Raw genomic sequence first — 21,271 nt, forward strand, 5'->3', positions numbered from 1 at the left:
GGGTCGAACCCGGTCGGCCCGACGACGCCACCGCGTCCCGCCGACCCCGTCCTCCCGCCCGTTCCGGCTGCTCGGACTCGCGTCGCCGCCGCACCGGTGCAGCACCTGGGTTCGGTGACGCCCGTGCGGCGCACCGCGCCGGCCGACGCCGGACGGTCCGCTGTCCGCGCGATCGACCCGGTCCAGCACACCGGCCGGGCCGGGCCGTTGCAGACGATCGGCTCGACCCCGGACGTCGGGGAGGCTCCTTCGACCGCGCGCGCGGACGAGCACCCTGCCGCCGAGCCGACCACGTACCTCCCGCGCGTCCGTCCGGACGCCGAGGGGACAGGCTCTCTCCCGCAGGTCGACGAGGTCCCGGCCGTGGAGCGGACCGGACCACGTCCGGAGGTCGAGCCGGTCCCGGACGTCGAGCAGACCGGTCAGCTGCCACGGATCGACCCGGCTCCCGGCGTCGAGCGGACGACGCACGGTGCGGCGGTCGACGTCGCCGTGCCCGCGGCGGTCGACAGCGCCGTGCCCGCGGCGGTCGACAGCGCCGTGCCCGCGGCGGACATCGTGGCGGCCACGCGGTTCAGGCCCAGCCCGTCGCCCCGGAGCGCGGCGGACACTCCGCGGGTCGACGAGGCCTCCGACGTCGAGCGGGCGACACACGTCGCAGCGACGACGGTCGTCGTGTCGCCGACCGAGCGGGGCACGTCGTCGGCGGGACCGGGTCCGTCGGCGGGACCGGGTCCGTCGGCGAGGCCAGGTCCGTCGGCGAGGCCGAGCCCGTCTCCGCGGCCGAAGGTTCCCGAATCGGAGGTCGTTCGGATCTCGGACGACCTTCCCGGGACGCGAGTCGCGCCGGTCGAGGACGTGGCGTCGGTCGGGCCGGGTTCGGAGACCGCCGCCGCGGATGCCGTGCGGACCTCGAACGGCTCGCCGACGGCAGACGCCAGGTCGGCCGAAGGCATCGCGTCCGCCGAGTGGATGGCGCCGCCGTCGGCCGGGCCGGCCCCGACCGTCGAGCCGATCGCGGGTGTCGGGCCGATCGCGGGTGTCGGGCCGATCGCGGGTGTCGGGCCGATCGCGGGTGTCGGGCCGATCGCGGGTGTCGGGCCGATCGCGGGTGTCGGGCCGATCGCGGGTGTCGGGCCGATCGCGGGTGTCGGGCCGATCGCGGGTGTCGGGCCGACCGCGGACGTCGAGCAGACCGCGGACGTCGAGCAGACCGCGGACGTCGAGCCGATCGCGGGTGTCGAGCAGACGCCGCAGGTCGAGCGGACCGTCGTGCCGTCGCCCGTCGTTCCGGGCGGGGACGAGAGCGCACCGGCCGCGGACCTCGCACAGGTCACGGAGGCTGCGGAGCAGACCGTGCACGCACCCCCGCCCGATCCGGTCCCGGACGTGGACCGGACGACGACCGGGGTGGACCGCGAGCCCGGCCCGATCGTCCCGGCGCCGCGCACGGGGTCGAGCGCCGAGGCGCTGGGTGCACCGACGGCGCGCCCCGCACCGGAATCGGGCGACCCGAGCCGGCCGGTGCCGGGCCACCCGGAGCGGCCCGGCCCCGCGACGGCCGAGCCGGCAGCGAACCCCACCCCACCGCCCGGGAAGCGCACCGGCACGACACGGGAGCGGACCCCACCGGGCCGGACCGGGCGGGCCGCGCTGATCGCGGCCGTGCTCGTCGTGCCGCTCGCGTTCGGGGTCGGTGAGCCGGACGACGCCCCGCCGCCCGCGGCGTCCGTGCCGCTGACGATGCCGAACGGGACGATCCCGATCGCGTCGAACGCCACGGTGGTCGTGCCGGGGCGGAAGGGTCCGGCCCGTCCGGTGGCCGCGCCGTCCGGGCTGTCCGTGCCGTCGATCGGGCTGACCGCGGGCACCCCGGAACGGCTCGGCATCGACCCCGACGGTCAGCTGGGCGCGCCCGTCGACTTCGACCGGATCGGCTTCTACGCCCAGGGCCCGAAGCCCGGGGAGGCCGGGCCCGCGGTGATCGTCGGGCACGTGGACTCGTTCCGCGGTCCCGCCGTGTTCTTCCGGCTCGAGGAGATCCAGCCGGGGCAGCAGATCGTCGTGCCGCGCACCGACGGCCGTCGCACCGTGTTCACCGTCGACGCCGTGAAGCGGTACCCCAAGGACGAGTTCCCGTCCGACGAGGTCTACGGCCCGACCGCGAACGCCCAGTTGCGGCTGATCACCTGCGGCGGAACGTTCGACCGGAGTGCCCGGTCCTACGAGGACAACGTCGTCGTGTTCGCCTCGGTGCACTGAGGCACACCACGTAACGCCACACCGCAAGATCCACGACAGTCCTGTCGGGGGGAACGGTCAGGAGGTCGGAGTGCGGGTACTGCACGTGAGCCAGCCGGTGGACGCCGGCGTGGCTGCGGTCGCCCTGATGCTCGCCGCCGACCAGCGCGAGCGGGGCTGGGACGCCCGGATCGCCTGCCCGCGTGGAGAACTCGTCGACCGGGCCGTCGCCGCGTCGGTGCCCGTGCGCGTGTGGGAGGCGACCCGCGGCCCCGGTCGCTCCGTGCCGTCGGAGGTCCGCTCGCTCGCCGCGATCGTCAGGGCGCACGCCCCGGACCTCGTCCACCTGCACAGCTCCAAGGCCGGACTCGCCGGACGGCTGGCCGTGCGCGGTCGTCGTCCCACGATCTTCCAGCCGCACGCCTGGTCCTTCGACGCCGTCGAGGGTGGCACCGCGACGGCCGCCCGCGTCTGGGAGCGGGTCGGCGCCCGCTGGGCCCACCGCCTGCTCTGCGTCAGCGAGGACGAGCTGCGTCTCGGCCGCGCCGCTGGCGTCCGGACACCCGCGCGCGTCGTACCGAACGGCGTCGACACCGACCGCTTCGCGCCGCGCCCCGCCACCGCCGCCCGCCTGGCACTCGGCCTGCCGGACGCGCCGCTCGTGCTCTGCCTCGGGCGGCTCACCGAGCAGAAGGGCCAGGACCTGCTGCTGCGGGCCTGGCCGCAGGTGCGCGAGCGGGTGCCGGACGCGCAGCTCGTCGTCGTCGGCGACGGCCCGCGCTCCGACGAGTGGCGCGCCGCCTGCACCGATCCCTCCGTCCTGTGGCGCGGCGGCACCGGGGATCCGGCGCCCTGGTACGCCGCGGCGGACGTCGTCGCGCTGCCCTCGCGCTGGGAGGGCATGCCGCTCGTCGCGCTCGAGGCGCTCGCGTCCGGACGACCGGTCGCCGGCTTCGACGTGACCGGCGTCCGGGAGGCCGTCGGGGAGGCGGGCGCCGTCGTCGCACCAGGGGACACCGACGCGCTGGCCGAGGCGATCGCCGCCCGCCTGCACCCGGGAGGCCCCGCGCGGGCCGAGGGCGCCGCGGGGCGTGCCCGCGTGATCGACCTGTTCGACCGGAAACGCACGGCGGACGCCGTCGCCGACGTCGTCGAGGACCTGGTCCGAGGAAGCCACCGAGGAGAACGATGACCACCACCGACGGGCGGGCCCGGCAGGATGGGTCCGTGCCCCGCGAGTCCGTGCCGCCGCGCGCCGTCGACGGGCTCGCCGCCCGCACGCACAGGCCGCGCCGACGCTGGCCGCGGATCACCGCCGTCGCCGTGGTCGTCGGCATCCTGGCCGCCGCCGTGGTGATCGGCGTCTCCGCGCTGCTGCCGCCGTCGTACACCGGCCGGGTCGGCCTGCTCGCGCTGCCCACCGAGAACAGCGGGTCGGCGCTGCTCAACCAGTCCGGTGTGTCCACCAGCTACGGCGAGGTGGTCAGCCTGGCGATGCCGTCGATCTCCGACGTGGTCGCGTCGCCGACGCTGCTGGACGCCGTGTCCCGCGCGGTGCCCGGCTCCCCGTCCGCCGACGACCTCGCGTCCGGGGTCAGCGTGGAGCTGCTGTCCGGGTCCGGCGTCGCGCGCGTGTCGGTGGCCGCGGCCGACCCCGCTGTCGCCGGGAAGCTCGCCGAGGCCGTCGGCAACGAGGTGATCAGGGCGAACCTGCTCGCCCCCGCCGGTGAGCTGCGCCTGCTCGACCCGCGCGCGACCGTGCTGCAGACCAGCCCGGACATGGGTCTCGCGACCGGGATCGCGCTGATCGCCGGTCTCGTCGCGGCCGGTGCCGCCGTGCTCGTGATGCGTCCGTTCCGGGCGCGCCCCGGTGCCGGGCACGCCGCGCTGGAGGCGGTGACCCTGGCCGGTCGCGGCCCGGCGACGCTGCTCGACGGGGACGACCCCGCGCTCGTCGAACGCGCCCGTGTGCTGGTGCGGGCCGCGGACCGGCCGGTGCGGGTCGTCGGCGCGTCCCCTGGCGTCGCCGACTCGGTGCTGGCGCTGCAGAGCGACCTCGCCACCGGCCCGCGCACGGAGTCGGACGCGACGCCGTCGGTGCTCGTCGTCGTCGACCGTGCGGACGCCCGCCGCGAGGACGTGGACGACGCGCTGGGGGCGCTGCCGGAGGGAGCCGCGGTTCTCGCGGTCGTCGTTGTCTGAGTCGACGGCCGCGGAGCCCGCCGAGCAGGGCGGCGGGCTGGGCCTCACGGCGACCCGCGGCTCGCTCTGGCTCGGGCTGGTCAACCTGCTGTCCAAGGGCAGCCAGGTCGTGGTCACGGTCGTGCTCGCCGGATTCCTCACCGAGGCCGAGCTCGGCCTGGTGACGGTCGCCGTGTCGCTGGTGGCGGTCGGGCAGGTGGTGCAGTCGATGGGCGTCTTCGACGTCGTGTCCCGCACCCGCCGCGACCCGGAGGTCGTGGCCGGCACGCTGATGACGATCTCGGTGGGCATCGGCGCGCTGCTCGCGCTCGTGGCGGTGCTGGCCCGCGACCCGATCGCCGCCGCGCTCGGCGCGCCCGCGGCCGCCCCGCTCGTCGTGATCGCGGCGATCAGCCTGCCGTTCACGGCCGCAGGTGGCGTGCAGATGGGCCTGATGCACCGTGAGCTGCAGTTCCGGCGACGGATGCTGCCCGACGCCGGCAGCGCACTCGTCGCGACCGTCGTGACGATCGTGCTGGCCGCGCTCGGGGCGGGTGCCGAGTCGCTCGCGATCGGCCTGCTGATCGGCGCCGTGCTGATGCCGGTGCTGGGTGTCGTCGTCGGCGTGCGGGTCCGCCCGGGCTGGAACCGCGGGGCCGCCGTCGAGACCCTCGAGTGGACGCGCGTCGTCGGGCCGGGAGCCGTCGTCGCCGTGCTGCTGGTCAACGTCGACTACGCGACCGTGTCCCGGACGCTCGGGCCCGCCGCGGTCGGCGTGTACTCGCTGGCGTTCCGGATCGCGTGGGCGCCGTACCTGATGATCGCGCTGGTGCTGGGCGCGGTGTCGTTCCCGGTGTACGCCCGGCTGCGCCGCGAGGGCCGCGACCTGCGCGATGCCGCGACCCGCTTCCTGCGCGCCGTGCTCGTGCTGGCCGGCGGGCCGTACCTGATCGCGGCGCTCGTCGCGGACCGGGTGGTCGTGCTCGACGCGCGGTGGGCTCCCGCGTCGGCCGTGCTCGTCGTGCTGTGCGGCTACGGGCTGGGCTTCGCGGTGCAGTTCATGCTGCAGGAGGTCGTCCGCGCGGTGGACCGGCCCGGCGCCTACCTCGTGTTGCAGATCGCGCACCTGGCGCTGCTGCTCGCCGGGCTCGTGGTGCTGACCCGGTACGGCGTCGTCGCCGCGGCGTTCGCGCAGCTGGTCGCCGTCGCCGTGGTCATCCCGCCGACGCTGTGGGTGCTGCACCGGTCGGGCGGGCTGCCGCACATCGTGCCGGTGGCGCGCTCGGTGGCCGGGATCGTGGTGGCGGGCGCCGTCGGTCTCGGCGTCGAGTGGGGATTGTCCCCTGTGGACGCCCTGTCCGACCCGGCGTCGGTCCCCGGCCTGGTCGTGCACGCCCTGCTGCTGCTCGCGCTGTACGGGGCCGTGATGCTGCTGACCAACCGGGACCTGGTGGCCGACCTGCGGTCCCTGCGCTCGCCGGAGGACGCGGGGTGAGCCCGGGCGGCCGGTTCAGCGGACGAGGATCACCGCGTCCGCGCCGGGGACCGTGACGTCGGCGCCGGCCGGGCTACCGCCCGGGGTGCGCATGCCGGTGGGCGGCGTGACCGTCGCGGACGTGGTCGTCGGGTTCAGCGCCACCCAGCCGTTCGCGAACTCCCTGGTCCAGACGCCGTCGTCGTCGCGCCGGGCCGGGCCGGTCGCCGCGCCGAGCGACAGCGACTGGTAGCCCGACCAGCCCGGCTGCGAGTAGTCGCCGGTCGGGGACGCCGTCCAGCACGTCCGGTCCCCGGACAGCAGCGCCGCCCCGGCGAACCCGGCCCGCTCGGCCGCCCCGTCCCGGGACCGGTCGTCGCCGGTCTTCGTGACGAGCAGCGTGAGGTGCTTCCCGTCGGTCGCGCCGCGCAGCATCTCGTCCCACTGGTCGCCCTGCCAGGTGATCAGCGAGCCGTCGTCGCCGTACTGCGCGAAGTTCTCCTCCATCGCGCCGCCGAACCGGGAGTGCTCCGTCCAGCGGCCGGGGAACAGGCGGGCCTCGGACAGGTTCGGCACGAGCAGCTTGCCCCGGGCCTCGAGCTCCGTGCCCGCCGTCGTCACCAGGCGGTCCAGCCCGTCCCGGATCCTCCGGTTCGTCTCGTCCACACCGGACGTCCCGGCCAGCACGGCGTTCGAGTAGAAGCTCAGGTCGGCGATGTCGTTGTCGGCGAACACGCCGTCCCAGCCGTTGCGGACGGTCTCCGCGCTCACGTCGTCGGCCCACGCCCGCTGGTAACCGGTGTCCCACACGGTCATCTGCCAGTGCTGCGGGAACGGCCGCCACTCGATGCGCTGCCCCGAGGTGTCGGTCGCGAACCAGTCCGGGTTCGCGGCCGGGTCCACACCGGACGGCATCAGCCCGTCCCGCGCCGCCGGGTAGCTGCGCGTCGAGGACAGGTCCTTGTAGACGAGCACGGTGACGGCCGGGTTCAGCTGCCGCAGCCGCTTCTGGGCCGCGACCTCCCACGCGTTGAGCACGACCACGGGGTAGCGGCGGGCGGCGTCCACGAGCTGGGCGTCGGTCGGCTCGGCGCCGAGCGCGAGCCACATCCCGCACGTCACGGGCGACGCGGCAGGTGTCCGCGACGCGGGCGGAGCCTCGGCGGGCGCACCGTCCGCGGCCGCGCACCCGACCAGCAACGTCCCGGCCAGAAGGACCGCCGCGATCGTGCGCGCGTGCACGCTCAGTGCCGGCCGGTCCGCACGACCTCGCGGACGGTCAGCAGCAGGATGCGGAGGTCGAGCCACAGCGACCAGTTTGCGATGTAGTAGTTGTCGTGGCGAACCCGGTCGGCGATCGAGGTGTCGCCGCGCAGGCCGTTGACCTGGGCCAGCCCGGTCAGCCCGGTCGGCACCCGGTGGCGCGCGGCGTAGCGGTCGTGGTCCTGCGAGAACTTCGCGACGAACGTCGGCCGCTCCGGACGCGGCCCGACCAGGCTCATGTCGCCGATGGCGATGTTCCACAGCTGCGGCAGCTCGTCGAGCGACGTGCGGCGCAGCATCCGCCCGACCGGTCCGATCCGCGGGTCCGCCGCCACCGACCACACGGTCTGGTGCTCGGTGTCGTTCGCCGGACGCAGGCTGCGCAGCTTGTAGAGCGTGAACGGGTGGCCGTCGAGCCCGATCCGCTGTTGCGAGAAGAAGATCGGACGGCCGCTCTCGATCAGCACCGCGACGCCTGCGACGAGCAGCAGCGGGGCGACGAGCACCAGCCCGATCAGCGCCATCGCCGAGTCCAGCGCGCGCTTGATCCACCACGTCGGCCGCCGTGTCGGGTCGGGGGCCAGGCGGACCAGCGGGTGGCTGCGCAGCCGCTCCACACCGTCCCCGTCGCCGTAGAGCTCGGACATCTGCGGTAGCAGGAGCACCGTGCAGCCCATCCGCCGCGCCAGGATCGCCGCGTCCAGCGAGTCGCCCTCCGCGACGTCCGGGCAGGCGAACACGACGGTGGCCGCCCGCATGTGTGTCACGGCGGGGACGAGCGGTCCCTCGATCTCCAGCACCGGGACCGGCGACTGCGCCGTCGTGTCGCCGACGCGCAGCATGGCCACCGGCCGCAGGCCGAACGCGGGGTGGTCGATCATCGCCTCGGTCAGTTCGACGGCGGCCTGCCCGACCCCGACGACGAGCGTCCGGTCACCGCGGCCGTAGCGGGTCCGCCCGACGCGGGCCGCATGGAACGCGACGGCCCGGCCGGTGGCACCGACGACCGAGGTGACCGTCAGCGCCGCGACGACGTGCAGCAGGTCCGGGGCGATGCCGAGAAGCACGACTCCGAACTGGAACGCGCCCGCCGTGACGGCCAGCGCGACCAGCTCGCGCGGGATGTCGTCGAACCAGGACAGGCGCAGTCGGGAGCGGTACACGCGGGCGGTCGCCCGGCACACCACGAGCAGTCCCAGCGCGGCCCACACCTGGGGGAGTGTCACGGAGCGGGTCACGACCAGCGCGACCGCGATCGCCAGCAGGTCGGCGGACACCAGCAGCACCGTGACGCCACTGACCCGCTCGTCGATCCGGCGGACGAGGCCTGTGGCCGACGCCAGTCCCACGTCGGCGGTGAGCACCGGGGTCATGGACGGTGGTGTGGCCGTCCCGAGCTCGATCCGCCTCGCATTCGCGTGCACGCGCGCCGTTCCTCCATCCGCACGAGCGTCGATTCCTCCGAACACGGGCAGTACGTGAACGGTGGCTCAATCCGGGGGTGTTCCGCCAATCCGGACGTGGAGCGGCGGTTCGGCGACGACAGTAACACTGTGGAGTGAATCTGAGAACGGCGGGGCCGTTCCGTCGATGCTTTTCCCGCCGGTGCAACGCTGCGGTGCGTGACCATCGCGCTGCGTTGCTGGTCCTTCGCGTGTGTAGCGTGAGCAGTACAGACGGTATCCGCCGGAATTCGTACGGATGCGCGTGAGAAATGGGTTTCACGGAGAGTGAGCACCCATGACCGCAACGAGTGGGTGGCCGGCCGGAAAACGCACGTGACGGTTCTGCACGTTCCATGTGAAGCACGAATCAATGCGAGGGTTCGGGGCTGCATCGCCTTCGACACCGCCGCCGGACGGTGCCGATCTCGGTCCGGAGTCGCGGCGTGTGAGGGTCGTGGGAAGGCGATAGTCAATTCTGATGATCACCGGTTCGGTGTCGTGGCCGCAGGGCCCGCGATCCGCAGCCCGTCGACCGTCGTGCCGACCGGGGAACCGGCCACGCGCAGCCCGATCGCGCCGCCGACGGGTCCGGGGTCGGGCACGGTGACCGGTGGCAGCGCCCGCCCGTCGACCGTCACGCGCGCCTCGGTCCCGGCCAGGGTCACGCTCACCGCGTGCGTCGTCGACTCGGTGATCCGGTAGGTCGCGAGGTCGGTGCCCGCCGCGGTGCTGAGCTTCATGCTCCCGGCGCCCACGGACAGGCGCAGCGCACCCGGCGAACCCTCGCGCAGCAGGAGGGCCGAGTAGCCGTCCGGATGTGCGGACCACGTTCCGGACACGGTGTAGTCGGTCCATCGGGCGGCACGGTTGCGGTACAGGTAGGCGGTCGTGCCGGACGCGTCGACGGCGCGCACGGTGATCGTGGTGCCGCGGATCGAGACCGGAGCCGAGGGGGCGTCGGTGGCCCGCGCGCCCCGCGCGTCGGTCCACGAGCCGGGCAGGAGCGGCCGGGCGTCGTCCGGGTCGGGTGCCGGCAGGCCGGCGACGATCTTCTGGAAGAGGGCGTCGGCGGTGACTCCCGCCGTGACCTCGATCCGGGGCACCACCCCGGCGTCGAGGTCCGCCGGGGTCGCCCAGTGCGGGTCACCGTCGTTGGTGAACAGCAGCGCGTAGCGGTCGGCGAGGATCCGGCGGCTCTCCTGGGCCGTCGCGGGATCGTTCGTCGGGGTCAGCGAGGCGCTGAACGGATAGGCGAACAGGTCGGGCCTGCCGAGTCCGTGGTCCTGCAGCGTCGCGACGGCCGTGTCGGCGTCCGCGCTCAGCCGGGCGCGGGCGGCGTCGGCGGTCTCGAGCGTGCCGTCCGGCAGCCGGAGACGGTTGATCAGGAACGGCCAGCTGTGCCCGCCGCCGACGTCGTGACGGTCGTGCCCGGCCGCCGTGTGGCTCTCCACGTCCCAGCGCCCCGAGTCGTGCATGGCCGTCAGCTCGTCCCAGGTCAGGTAGTAGGGGTAGTGCTCGCCCACCCGGCCGGTGATGACGAACGCGATGCCGCGGAAGCCGTACTCGGCCAGCAACGGGTCGGCGTAGCGCCACACCCCGCCGGTGCCGTCGTCGAACGTGATCACGACGGGCCGGGCGGGCAGCACGGTGGGATCCGTGCGCGAGGCGAGCAGCGTCTCGGCCGAGACCGAGGTGAACCCCGCGTCGCGCAGCATGGCGAGCTGCTCGGCGAACGCCTGCGGAGTGATCGTGTACTCGCCGGTGGCCGCCGGCGCGATGTCGTGGTACGTCAGCACGAGGACGGCGCCGTCGATCCGGGCGGTGACCGCCGGGTCGCCGGAGAACCGCTCGTACGCGGCGTCCGCCGCGGCGGGTGCCGCGGTCACGACCTGGTCGCGCACGGACGGCGGGGCGGCGACGGCGGCGCCGAGCCACCGGGTGACCGTCACCGGGACGGCGATCGCCAGTACGGCGACGAGGACGAGCGCGGTCCGCAGCACCGCGCGGCGGAGAACGGCCATCAGAGGATCCCGATCCAGGAGAGGACGTGCCCGCGGGTCAGGAGCACGACGAAGACCAGTGCCAGCGCGACGAGGTACACGGCGTCCGCGAGCCGGACGGAGGGGCGGGGTCCCGGCATCCCGCTCACCCCCGTGCCCAGACGCCGCGGCGCAGCGTGACGAGGCTGTAGGGCAGGAGCCAGGACAGCACCATCGACGAGGTCAGGCTCATCAGCGGGCGGTAGCGCCAGCGCGTGCTGCCGGGGTTCTGCTGCCGGAAGCCGACGGCCCAGACCCCGCCCTTGAACAGCACCCCCAGGAAGTACAGCACCGTCACCATCCATGCCCCCTGCAACGGCAGCCAGACCATGTGCCGGAACGCCATCAGCGGTGCGAGCAGCACCCACAGCACGTGGCCGTAGAACAGGGCCGCCGACAGCGGACCCCGTCGCCAGTAGAAGGCGCCGGTGAAGAACAGGTTCCGCACGAAGCTCTTCTTCCACCGCACCTGCTGGCGCAGGAACGACCGCACGGTGTGCGGCACGACGGTGCTCACGCGGGCGCTGCGCACGTACTCCACGCGCCAGACGCGGGCGACGGCCGGCTCGTGGGTCAGCGGGTCGTCGGAGTACCGGCGGATCAGGTCACGGCCCACCCAGTACTGGCCCAGCACGTAGCCGGTGAGCTGGCGATCGGTCGCGAACCGGAACTCGCTCCCGGCGAACCGGTCACCGGCCCACGCCGGCAGGTAGGGCGCGATCGCGTCCCGGCGGAACGCCGCCAGCGGGCCCGACACGCAGCTGACGCCGCCGAGCACGCTCTCCGCGGCCTTGGCGATGCCGAACTGGCCGTCGTACCAGCTGTCCTGCATGCGGGTGAGCAGGTTGGTCTCGGCGTTGAGCGCGCGTGCGTGTCCGCTGACGCCGCCGATCTCGGGATGGGCGACGATCGCGCGGACGGCCTGCTCGACGGCGTCCGGGGAGACCACGCAGTCCGAGTCGGTGAACACGACGATCTCACCGGTGGCCCGGCGGAAGCCCTCCACGAGGGCACGCTTCTTCCCGACGTTCTCCGGCATCGTCAGCACCGTCACGTCGATCTCGCTGGCCAGCGCGGCGAGCACCTCGGCGGTGCCGTCGGTGCTGGCGTCGTCGACGACCACGATCTCCAGCCGCGGGTAGCGCGACGCGGCCATGCTGCGCACGCAGGCCTCGATGTCGTGCACCTCGTCCTTCACCGCGACCAGGAACGACACCGGAGGCAGGTCGGCGGTCCGCAGGGCGGTCGCCTCGTCGTCGGTGGCCGGGTCGACGTAGAAGCCGAACGCCAGCAGGAACGTGGCGAACAGCGCCGTGGTGACGCCGATGCCGTAGACGTTGAGCAGCGCGTCCCCACCGAACCAGGCGCTCAGCTTCCAGGTCAGCATCATCGTCACCGGGGCCAGCGCGAGCATGACCACGACCGGGCGCCGGTTGATGCCGTGGCGCGGTCGGCGCAGGAAGGGGCGGACCATCACCCGCCGGCGATGCGCCACGGGCACCCGTGGCTCCGCCACCGTCACGGCGCTCACAGCACGTGCCGGTTCGGTGCGTCGGCCAGCGCGTAGGCGGCGTCGAGGACCTGCGGCAGCGGACGGCCGGGAGCCGGGGTCGTGAGCCACGAGTGGTCGACGCCGGGGTGCAGCGTGTGCGTGACGACGAGGTCCCACGGCGTCCCGGCCGGGTCCGGCTCCGTGTCGAGGGGGCCTGCGGAGGTCCACACCCGGTTCACCATGGTGTCGGTGAACGCGACGGTCGCACCCGCGCGGCGCAGGTCGTCCAGGATGGTGAGCGCCGGCGACTCGCGCACGTCGGCCACTCCCGGCTTGTAGGCGACGCCGGCCAGCAGCACACGCGCCCCGGCCAGCGGACGTCCGTTCTCGGCGAGGACCTGCCGGGCACGCTCGACGACGGCGTGCGGGCGCGCGGCGATCGAGTTCATCGCCGCCTCGGTCAGCGGTGCGGCGACGGCGCCACCGCGCAGCTGCCACAGCAGGTAGTGCGGGTCGCAGGGGATGCAGTGCCCGCCGACGCCCGGGCCGGGCCGGAAGGCCATGAACCCGTACGGCTTGGTCGCCGCGGCGTCGACCACCTCGCGGACGTCGACGTCGAACCCCCTTGCGACGTCGGCGAACTCGTTGGCCAGCGCGATGTTGACCGCCCGGAACGTGTTCTCCAGCAGCTTGGTCATCTCGGCGGCCTCCGGGGAGGAGACCACGTGCACGGCCGCCGCGGTCGGGGCCAGCATCCCGGCGGCCCGTCGCGAGCACTCCGGGGTCACGCCGCCGACCACGCGCGGCGTCCGCTCGGGCAGGTGGTCGGCCACGCCGGGGTCGATGCGCTCCGGGCTGAACGCGACGAACACGTCGCGTCCGACGACCAGTCCGCGCGCGGCGAGCGGGGCGACCAGCAGGTCCCGGGTCGAGCCGACGTACGTCGTCGACGTGAGCACGATCGTCTGGCCGGCAGCCGCGTGCGCGGCCACCGAGGCGCACGCCGCGGCGAGGGCGGACAGGTCGGGAACGAGGTGACCGTCGACCGGGGTGGGCACGCAGACCAGCACGGCGTCGGCCCGGCCGAGGTCGGCCGGATCGGCGGTCAGGTCCAGGAGCTCGGAACCGGCGTGGCGGGCGAGCCGCGCGTGGTCGGCGGGCAGCAGGTCCACCTCGCCGGCACGGATGGCGCCGAGCCGAAGGTCACTGACGTCGTGACCGATCACGTGCACGCCGGCGTCGGCGAGCGCGAGGGCGGTCGGCAGACCGACGTAGCCGAGACCGACGATCGCCACGGTCGCCGCGGGGCTCACGGTGGCCGGGGGGAGCGCGTCGGGGCGCGGGACGAGCGTGAGCGCGGGACGCGTCTCGACTGGGCGGGCGGGACGGGCCGCAGCGGGGGTGAGCGTCATGGTCTCCTCCGTGGAGATGAGTACTTGTAGTGACCTCCGTCGGTTGCGCCGACAACTTCCTGCTCGATGATTCGATACGTTTTGTTTCGCATCGAGGGTCGGATGTGACAGGAGCCACCGCTCTGGCTTCGGCGTCTCGGACGGTCGATCGACCCCGCCGGACCTGGATAGATGTTGTCCTGCAGTGCAAACGACCCCCCAGGTTTGATCAACTAGTTGCACTCGGAGTACAGTCAGGTGTCACGTGTTCGTGGCGGACGTGTCGGTGCAAGTGCAACTAGCTACGATACGTATTGTTTCGGAAACAGGCCGTACAACGTGCCGGGAGGGTCGCTGGATGGCTACACAGGGTGGTGAGCGCCGCCGGCCGGGACGGCAGCGCAGCGCCCAGGCTCAGCAGGCGACGCTGGATGCCGCCGGAGCCCTGCTGTGGGAGGGCGGCTACGCCGCGATGACGATGGAGGCCGTCGCGGCGCGGGCCGGTGTCAGCAAGGCCACCGTCTACCGGTGGTGGCCCACCCGGATCGCGCTGGCGCTCGACGCGCTGCACCACGCCGCCCCCGTGCCGACGATCCACGTCACCGGCGACACGTGGGCCGACATCCGGGCACTGACCGAGTTCGACGTGGAGCTGTTCGTCCGCTCCCCGCTCGGCTCGAGCATCGCTGCGATGGCCGCCGACCTGGTGGCGTATCCGGAGGGGCGCGGCCGGTTCGCCGAGCTGCTCGGGTCCCGCCGGGCCGCCGCGTCCTCGGTGGTGCTGGCCGCCGCGGCGCGCGGCGACCTGCCTCACGACGTCGACGCCGACCTGCTCCTCGACGTGATCGCCGGGGTCGTCCTGTTCCGCGGTCTGACCGAGGCCGAGCTGACCGACCGCCATCTGGACCAGCTCACGGACCTCGTCGTCCGCGGTCTGATGCCGCGCCGCTCCGGAGCCGGGTGGCAGCCGCCGCGGAGCCCCTGAGGGCGTCGCGGTCGCGAGCGCGCTGCCGGCCCCGTGGGCGACGTGCGTCCGGCGGTCCGGATCCGATAGACGGCCCGGGAATTCCACGAATCTGTTGACGAATCTGTGGCGACTTCGTGTTCCCGGACAGCGCCGACGCGTCACCAGTGAATTCCACGGTTATGTTGACGAAACCGTGACGGTCTCCCGTGTCGGAGTCTCCTGGCGTGCCGGCGGACGGCTGGAGCTGGCGGACCGTGCCACGTGACTGTGTCGTGACCAGCGATTTTCCACGGTCCTGTTGACCGTTCTTCACGTCTCCGTCGCTGTGCGGTGAATCAGTCGAACATTTTTGGGGTTATCAAAATCGTCACCCCGAGGGGTTGTCGAAATCGCTCCATAGGGTTGTTCGGGCCTCTTTGCCTGGCAGTTCCCCTCCCGCGGTCGCAAGGTCACCGGGTCGGTGGGAAGGCGCTGTGAGGGGCGGGCTGAATGGGAATGTCGCGGCGGATCGCCGTCGTCGGGTTGATCGCCGTCGGCGCCGTGCTCCTCCAGATCCCGGCCGCGTCCGCCACGGTCGTCCGTGGTTTCGCGCAGGACTACGCGGGCGAGGTCTACGGCGACTTCCTCGAGGCGGGCAACGGGAGCATGCGTTGCCCGGACCCGGCCGACCCGCAGGATCCCGGCGGTGCCGCGCCGGCCGGCTGCGCCGATGCCCAGGCCAAGCGCTCGCGGGCGCCGGAGGCCGTGAACGACGCCTACTACATGCGTTTCGCCGACGTCGACACCGACCCCGCCACGTTCAACTCCAGCCGCGCGTCGACCACCGTTCCGCCCGGTGCGCGCGTCGTGCAGGCGCGCCTGAACTGGGCAGGCAACACCGGCCGGATCAAGAACGCGGACGGGACGATCGCGGACGGGGTGGCGTGCAACACCCGCCAGTTCCTGCCAGGGGCCGGCGACGCCGCGCCGCCGGCCGGCTCACCGGACTCGACACCGGTCCAGCTCACGGTGGGTACCGGGCGCACGGCCGTGGCGCCCGCGAACTACACCGCGGACCCGGACTCGGCGTTCACCCAGGACAACCCGCAGTACTACTCCGCGACGGCGGACGTCACCGCGGCGTTCGCCTCCGCGCGGTCGGGCGTCGCGCTGCCCGTGACCGTCGGCAACATCTGGTCCCCGCAGGGCTTCGGCTGCTTCGCGGGGTGGTCGCTGACCGTGGTCTACGGCTACGACGCGCCGAACCCCACCTACGCGCCCGTGAAGAGGGCGATCTTCCTCTACAACGGGCACGTCCGGCAGGCCTCGAGCGACCCGCCCACGGTCACGTCGGTCAGCGGGTTCCGCGTGGCCGACCCGGCCGTCCGGGTGGGGTCGACCGCCTACGAGGGCGACGCCAACATCGCCAGGGACCGCCTGACCGTCAACGGTGAACCGGTCCCCGAGCCCGGCACCAACGAGCTCGACAACTTCTTCGTCTCGAACGCGGCCGGCGCCACGGCGCCGAACGTGCCGAACAACCTGTCGGTGGACGCCAAGCAGCAGACGACCGACCGCATCCCGGTCGGGTCGTCGTCGGCCGACCTGGCCTTCAGCACCGACGGCGACTCCTACCTCGCCACCGGGCTCGCGCTCTCCGCGCCGATCCCGTCGCTGCGCATCGTCAAGGAGACCCAGGGCGGTCCGTTCCGTCCCGGCGAACCCGTCACGTTCTCGATCACGGTGACCAGCGTGGGCGGCGCGCCCACCACCGGCGTCGCCGTCGACGATCCGCTGTTCCAGGACTGCTCCCGGCCCGTCGGCGACCTGGTCGCCGGCGCGTCGAGCACCTACACGTGCACCGGTCCGGCGCCGGACACCGACACGACCAACGTCGCCACGGCGTCCGGGCAGGATCCCTACGGCGAGACGCTCACCGCCACCGACGACGCCCCGGTGACGATCGCGGACAGCCCGAAGATCGACCTGACCAAGCTCACCGTCAACACGAACGCCACGCCGCCGACCTACCCGGCCGGCTCCGAGGTGCCGTTCACGCTGACCACCACGAACACCGGCGACACGCCCCTGACCGACGTCACGGTGGACGACCCGACGACCCCGGCCTGCGACAGCACGATCGGGGATCTCGCGCCCGGCCAGTCCGTCCAGAAGAAGTGCACCGCGACCGCGCCGATCCCGGACGGCAAGAACACCGCGACCGCGACCGGGCGGGACCCGGTCACCGGCACGCCGGTGACCGACACCGCCACGGTCGCGGCGCCGACGCCCGGCGACGTCGGTGGGCGGGTCTACAACGACCGCGACGGCGACGGCGTCCCGGAGCCGCAGAACGGCGAGACCGGGATCGGCGGGACACCGGTGACGCTGTCCGGCAAGGACCCGGAGGGTCAGCCGGTCACGCGGGACACGACGACCGGGCCGGACGGGACCTACACGTTCACGGACGTCTACCCGGGCACCTACACGGTCACCGAGAAGCAGCCGGACGGCTTCGCCGACGGCCCGGAACGCCCGGGCCCCGGATCGACGGTCGCCGGGCCGGACGCGATCACGGTGACGGTGCCGTCCGGCGGTGACGCCCCGGACAACGACTTCACCGAGACGGCGACCTCCGGTGTCGCGGGTGTCGTCTACCAGGACCTCGACCGCGACGGGACGCGCGGTGGCGACGAGCCCCCGATCCCGAACGCCGCCGTGACGCTGTCCGGCACCGACGACGTCGGGAACCCGGTGCGGCTCGGCGCGAAGACCGGCACCGACGGCGCCTACGACTTCCCGGCGCTGCGGCCCGGCTCCTACCGGGTGGACGAGACCCAGCCCACCGCGTTCGACGACGGCGCGGACCGGGTCGGGACGGCAGGCGGCACGCTCGTCCCGCCGGACGGCATCGCCGGGATCGCGCTGCCGCCGGACACCCGGGCGACCGGGTACGACTTCGGCGAGCTGCCCCGGGCCGGGATCTCCGGCCGCGTGGTGGACGACACCGGGCAGGGCCTCCCCGGCACCCCGGTCACCGTGACCGGGACCGACGACGGCGGCGAGCCCGTCCAGCGCCCGACGACCACCGGTCCGGACGGCAGCTGGTCGGTGACCGACCTCCCGCCCGGCACCTACTCCGTGACGGTGCCGACGCGCCCCGGCTACGGCGACGGTCCGGACACGCCCGGTCCGGCGGGCGGGCAGAGCCAGCCTCCCGGCACGATCACGGGCATCCGGGTCGATCCGGGTGAGCAGGCCACCGGGTACGAGTTCACCCAGACCGTCGGCTCGCTGGCCGGCACCGTCTGCGTGGACACGAACCGGGACGGCAAGCGGGGCGACGCCGAGCCGGGGATCGGCGGTGTCGAGATCGGCCTGACCGGGACCGACGCCACCGGCGCCCCGGTGCAGCGGACGACCCGCACCGACCCGTCCGGCGGGTACCGGTTCGACGGGCTGCTCGGCGGGACCTACGACCTCGGCGAGACGCAGCCGGCGGGCTACGCCGACGGCGCGGACACGCCCGGCACGGCCGGTGGCACCGCCACGCCCCCGGACCGGATCACCGGCATCGGGCTGCGGCCGGGTGCCGACGGGACCGGCTACCACTTCTGCGAGCAGGGCGGCGCGGCCCTGTCCGGCGTCGTCGCCGACGACGACGGGCGCGGCATCCCGAACGTCCCGGTGACCGTCACCGGAACCGACGGCGCGGGCCAGCCGGTCCAGCGGGACACGACGACGGCACCGAACGGGTCGTGGTCGGTGCCGAACCTGCCCGGCGGCACCTACACGGTGACGGCGCCGGAGCAGCCCGGGTACGGCGAGGCGCCGGACCGGGCGGGCACCGCGGGCGGCGACACGTCGGAGTCCGGCACGATCTCCGGCATCACGCTCGAGCCGGGGGAGAACGCGGGTGGCTACGCGTTCGTCGCGGCCGCCGGGTCCGTGTCCGGGACGGTGTTCGCCGACGTCGACGACGACGGCGAGCCCGGTCCCGGCGAGGCCCCGATCCCCGGGACGACCGTCACGGTGAGCGGGCAGGACGACGCGGGCGCCCCGGTGGAGCGCACCGCCCGTACCGGCCCGGACGGGACCTACCGGGTCGGCAGCCTGCCCGAGGGCACCTACTCGGTGACCGAGACCCAGCCGCCCGGCTACGCCGACGGCAGGGACACGCCAGGTGACGGCGGCGGTGACCCGATCCCGCCGGACACGATCGGCGGGGTCGAGGTCCCGGCCGGCGAGGACGTCACCGGGTACGACTTCGGCGAGCGCGGCGCGACGCTGTCCGGCACGCTCACCGACGACAACGGGACGGCGTTGACCGGCGTGCCCGTGGCCGTCACCGGGCCGACCGGCCCCGGCTCCACCCGCCACGAGGTGCAGACGGGGGAGGACGGCACCTGGTCGGTGCCGGGCCTGCCGGGCGGCACGTACTCGGTGGCCGTCCCGCAGCCGGTCGGCTACGGCGACGGGCCGGACACGCCGGGCACCGCGGGAGGCACGCCGAAGGCGCCCAACACGATCACCGGGATCGGGCTCGAACCCGGTGAGGACGCGAACGGCTACGCGTTCACGACGACGACGTCCTCGATCGCCGGCGTGGTCTGCGTGGACGCCGACGGCGACGGCCGGCGGGGTCCATCGGACCCGGTACTCGGTGACGTGCCGATCACGCTGACCGGTACCGACGCGGCGGGCACCGCCGTCGACCGGCCGGTCCGCACCGCTCCGGACGGCACGTTCCGGGTCGACGGGCTGCTCGCCGGGACCTACGACCTCGCCGAGACGCAACCCGACGGCTACCAGGACGGTCCCGACCGCGCCGGTACCGCGGGCGGCACGGTGACGGAGCCGGACTCGATCACCGGGATCGCGCTCGGCCCGGGCAACGACGCGACGGGCTACGAGTTCTGCGAACGCCCGACGCAGCCCGCTCCGCAACCGGTCGCCCCGCCCGAGCCGGGCCAGCCCGGTGAGCCGGGCCAGCCCGGGCAGCCGCCCGAGCCTGGCCAGCCGAGCCAGCCGGGTCAGCCCGGTCAGCCGGGCGAGCCGGGCCAGCCGGGTCAGCCGGGCGAGCCGGGCGAGCCGGGCGAGCCGGGTCAGCCTGGACAGCCGGGCGAGCCGGGTCAGCCGGGCGAGCCGGGTCAGCCGGGTCAGCCGGGCGAGCCGGGTCAGCCGGGCGAGCCGGGCCAGCCGGGGCAGCCTGGTCAGCCGGGCGAGCCGGGCCAGCCGGGTCAGCCGGGTCAGCCGGGCGAGCCTGGTCAGCCGAGCCAGCCCGGTCAGCCGGGCCAGCCGGGTCAGCCGGGCGAGCCTGGTCAGCCGAGCCAGCCCGGTCAGCCGAGCCAGCCGGGCGAGCCCGGCCAGCCGAGCCAGCCGGGCGAGCCCGGACAGCCGGGTCAGCCGGGCGAGCCCGGACAGCCGGGTCAGCCGAGCCAGCCGGGTCAGCCGAGCCAGCCGGGTCAGCCCGGTCAGCCGGGTCAGCCGGGTCAGCCGGGCCAGCCGGGTCAGCCGGGTCAGCCTGGTCAGCCAGGTGAGCCGGGGCAGCCGGGGCAGCCGGGTCAGCCTGGTCAGCCGGGTCAGCCGGGCGAACCGGCGGAGCCCGTCGTGCCGCCGCAGCCGGGAGGCACGCCGGTCCCGCCCGGGGACAACCAGCTGCCGGCCCCTGGGGAGATCCCGCCCTCGGACTCGACCCCGCCCGCCGGGACGGTGACCGGAACGGTCTACGTCGACCGGGACGGCGACGGGACCCGGGACGCGGACGAGCCAGGTGTCCCGCAGGTCCAGGTCACGCTGACGAACCGCGACACCGGACAGGCGGTGACCGCGACGACCGGTCCGGACGGGACGTACTCGGCGACGGACCTGCCCGCTGGGCAGTACGTCGTGACCCACGAGCGGCCGAGGAACTACGGGGCGTCCACACCGGACGACGTCGACGTCACCGTCTCGCCGACCGGGGGAGCCCGCGCCGACTTCGGTGACCGTCTCGGGTCGATCGGCGGGACCGTGTTCGCGGACCGGGACGGGGACGGCGTGCGTGACGCGTCCGAGCCGGCACGGTCCGGGGTGACCGCGGTCCTGTTCGTCGACGGGAACCCGCGACCGCGGGCGAGTACGACCTCCGGCGCCGACGGCCGGTTCCGGTTCGACGACGTGCGGGTCGGGCGCTACCGGGTCGCGGTCCAGCCGCCGGACGGCTCGCGCCTGAGCCCCGGCTCCGGGGTCGACCCGACGACCTGGATGTCCCCGCCGATCACGATCACCGTGCAGGGACGGGACATCACCCAGGCCGAGCTCGCTCCGGTCGCGGTCCGGCCGTACAGCCCGCCGCCGCGGCAGCGGCCCGGGACACCGCCGGGAACCCCGCCCTCGGCGAGGCCGACCCCGCCGTCGTCGAAGCCGGCCCCGCCGTCGTCGAAGCCGGGCACTCCTCCGGTGAGCCCGGTGCGGCCCCCGGCGAAGCCCGCGGTCCCGCCGTCGCTCGTCGCTCCGCCGGCGTCCGGCACGCCGTCCGCACCGGGTGGCAACCCGAACATGGGTCCCGGCAGCCCGTCGGCCGTCCCGCGTCCCGGGCCGGCCACGGCGGGGCAGACACCGTCCCGTCCGGCACCGTCGCCGGGCCAGAACGGCTCGGGGCAGACCGCCCCCGGCCAGGGCAAGGGCGGGAGCCTGGCGTGGACCGGCGCGGTCGTCGAGCCACTGCTGTGGATCGCCGGCGCGCTCGCCATCCTCGGGGCGGCGGCGCTCGCCGTGCGGGCGTACCGGAACCGTCGACGGGAACCGCTGGAGTGAC

General features: G+C 74.4%; 11 protein-coding genes. 6 read left to right on the top strand and 5 right to left on the bottom strand.

Annotation, left to right across the window (positions count from 1 at the left end):
* The first annotated feature begins 123 nt into the window (after window positions 1-123).
* The 4 genes from EV378_RS36475 to EV378_RS24155 all read left to right on the top strand — a co-directional run bounded on the left by EV378_RS36475 (window position 124) and on the right by EV378_RS24155 (window position 5,917).
* On the top strand, window positions 124-2,262 hold the full coding sequence (locus EV378_RS36475; RefSeq protein WP_243653747.1) for a class F sortase: 2,139 nt from the start codon (window positions 124-126) through the stop codon (window positions 2,260-2,262).
* 70 nt (window positions 2,263-2,332) lie between these two features.
* Window positions 2,333-3,433 (top strand): glycosyltransferase, encoded by a 1,101-nt coding sequence (locus tag EV378_RS24145; RefSeq protein WP_132429712.1) that lies wholly within the window; start codon window positions 2,333-2,335, stop codon window positions 3,431-3,433.
* Window positions 3,430-4,443, top strand: a complete 1,014-nt coding sequence (locus tag EV378_RS24150) for a YveK family protein (protein WP_132429713.1) — start codon at window positions 3,430-3,432, stop codon at window positions 4,441-4,443. The genes EV378_RS24145 and EV378_RS24150 overlap by 4 nt, the downstream gene beginning before the upstream one ends.
* A complete protein-coding gene (locus tag EV378_RS24155; RefSeq protein ID WP_132429714.1) occupies window positions 4,436-5,917 on the top strand; it encodes an oligosaccharide flippase family protein in 1,482 nt (493 codons plus the stop codon). The genes EV378_RS24150 and EV378_RS24155 overlap by 8 nt, the downstream gene beginning before the upstream one ends.
* 15 nt (window positions 5,918-5,932) lie before the next feature.
* Here the strand turns inward: EV378_RS24155 and EV378_RS24160 are convergent, their stop codons facing one another.
* From EV378_RS24160 to EV378_RS24180, 5 genes are all read right to left on the bottom strand, one after another.
* A complete protein-coding gene (locus EV378_RS24160; protein WP_207908846.1) occupies window positions 5,933-7,138 on the bottom strand; it encodes a putative glycoside hydrolase family 15 protein in 1,206 nt (401 codons plus the stop codon).
* A gap of 2 nt (window positions 7,139-7,140) precedes the next feature.
* Window positions 7,141-8,583, bottom strand: coding sequence for an exopolysaccharide biosynthesis polyprenyl glycosylphosphotransferase (locus tag EV378_RS24165; RefSeq protein ID WP_132429715.1), 1,443 nt, complete (start codon window positions 8,581-8,583; stop codon window positions 7,141-7,143).
* Between the two features lie 503 nt (window positions 8,584-9,086).
* Window positions 9,087-10,625: a polysaccharide deacetylase family protein gene (locus EV378_RS24170; protein WP_132429716.1), complete on the bottom strand. Its 1,539-nt coding sequence runs from the start codon at window positions 10,623-10,625 to the stop codon at window positions 9,087-9,089.
* Between the two features lie 124 nt (window positions 10,626-10,749).
* Window positions 10,750-12,144, bottom strand: a complete 1,395-nt coding sequence (locus tag EV378_RS24175; protein ID WP_207908847.1) for a glycosyltransferase family 2 protein — start codon at window positions 12,142-12,144, stop codon at window positions 10,750-10,752.
* Window positions 12,145-12,170: 26 nt separating this feature from the next.
* Window positions 12,171-13,547, bottom strand: coding sequence for a nucleotide sugar dehydrogenase (locus EV378_RS24180; protein WP_132429717.1), 1,377 nt, complete (start codon window positions 13,545-13,547; stop codon window positions 12,171-12,173).
* A 337-nt stretch (window positions 13,548-13,884) separates the two neighbouring features.
* On the opposite strand from EV378_RS24180, the gene EV378_RS24185 reads away from it, so the two are divergent.
* Window positions 13,885-14,511: a TetR/AcrR family transcriptional regulator gene (locus EV378_RS24185; protein ID WP_132429718.1), complete on the top strand. Its 627-nt coding sequence runs from the start codon at window positions 13,885-13,887 to the stop codon at window positions 14,509-14,511.
* A 471-nt stretch (window positions 14,512-14,982) separates the two neighbouring features.
* A complete protein-coding gene (locus EV378_RS24190; protein WP_132429719.1) occupies window positions 14,983-21,270 on the top strand; it encodes an SdrD B-like domain-containing protein in 6,288 nt (2,095 codons plus the stop codon).
* Window position 21,271 lies beyond the last annotated feature (1 nt).

The organism is Pseudonocardia endophytica (assembly GCF_004339565.1).
Lineage (GTDB): Bacteria > Actinomycetota > Actinomycetes > Mycobacteriales > Pseudonocardiaceae > Pseudonocardia > Pseudonocardia endophytica.

Excerpts from the sequence above, each read along its gene's own strand:
- EV378_RS24180 (WP_132429717.1), bottom strand. The coding sequence starts at position 13,547 with ATGACGCTCACCCCCGCTGCGGCCCGTCCCGCCCGCCCAGTCGAGACG.
- EV378_RS24190 (WP_132429719.1), top strand. The coding sequence starts at position 14,983 with ATGGGAATGTCGCGGCGGATCGCCGTCGTCGGGTTGATCGCCGTCGGC.
- EV378_RS24150 (WP_132429713.1), top strand. The coding sequence starts at position 3,430 with ATGACCACCACCGACGGGCGGGCCCGGCAGGATGGGTCCGTGCCCCGC.
- EV378_RS24170 (WP_132429716.1), bottom strand. The coding sequence starts at position 10,625 with ATGGCCGTTCTCCGCCGCGCGGTGCTGCGGACCGCGCTCGTCCTCGTC.
- EV378_RS24185 (WP_132429718.1), top strand. The coding sequence starts at position 13,885 with ATGGCTACACAGGGTGGTGAGCGCCGCCGGCCGGGACGGCAGCGCAGC.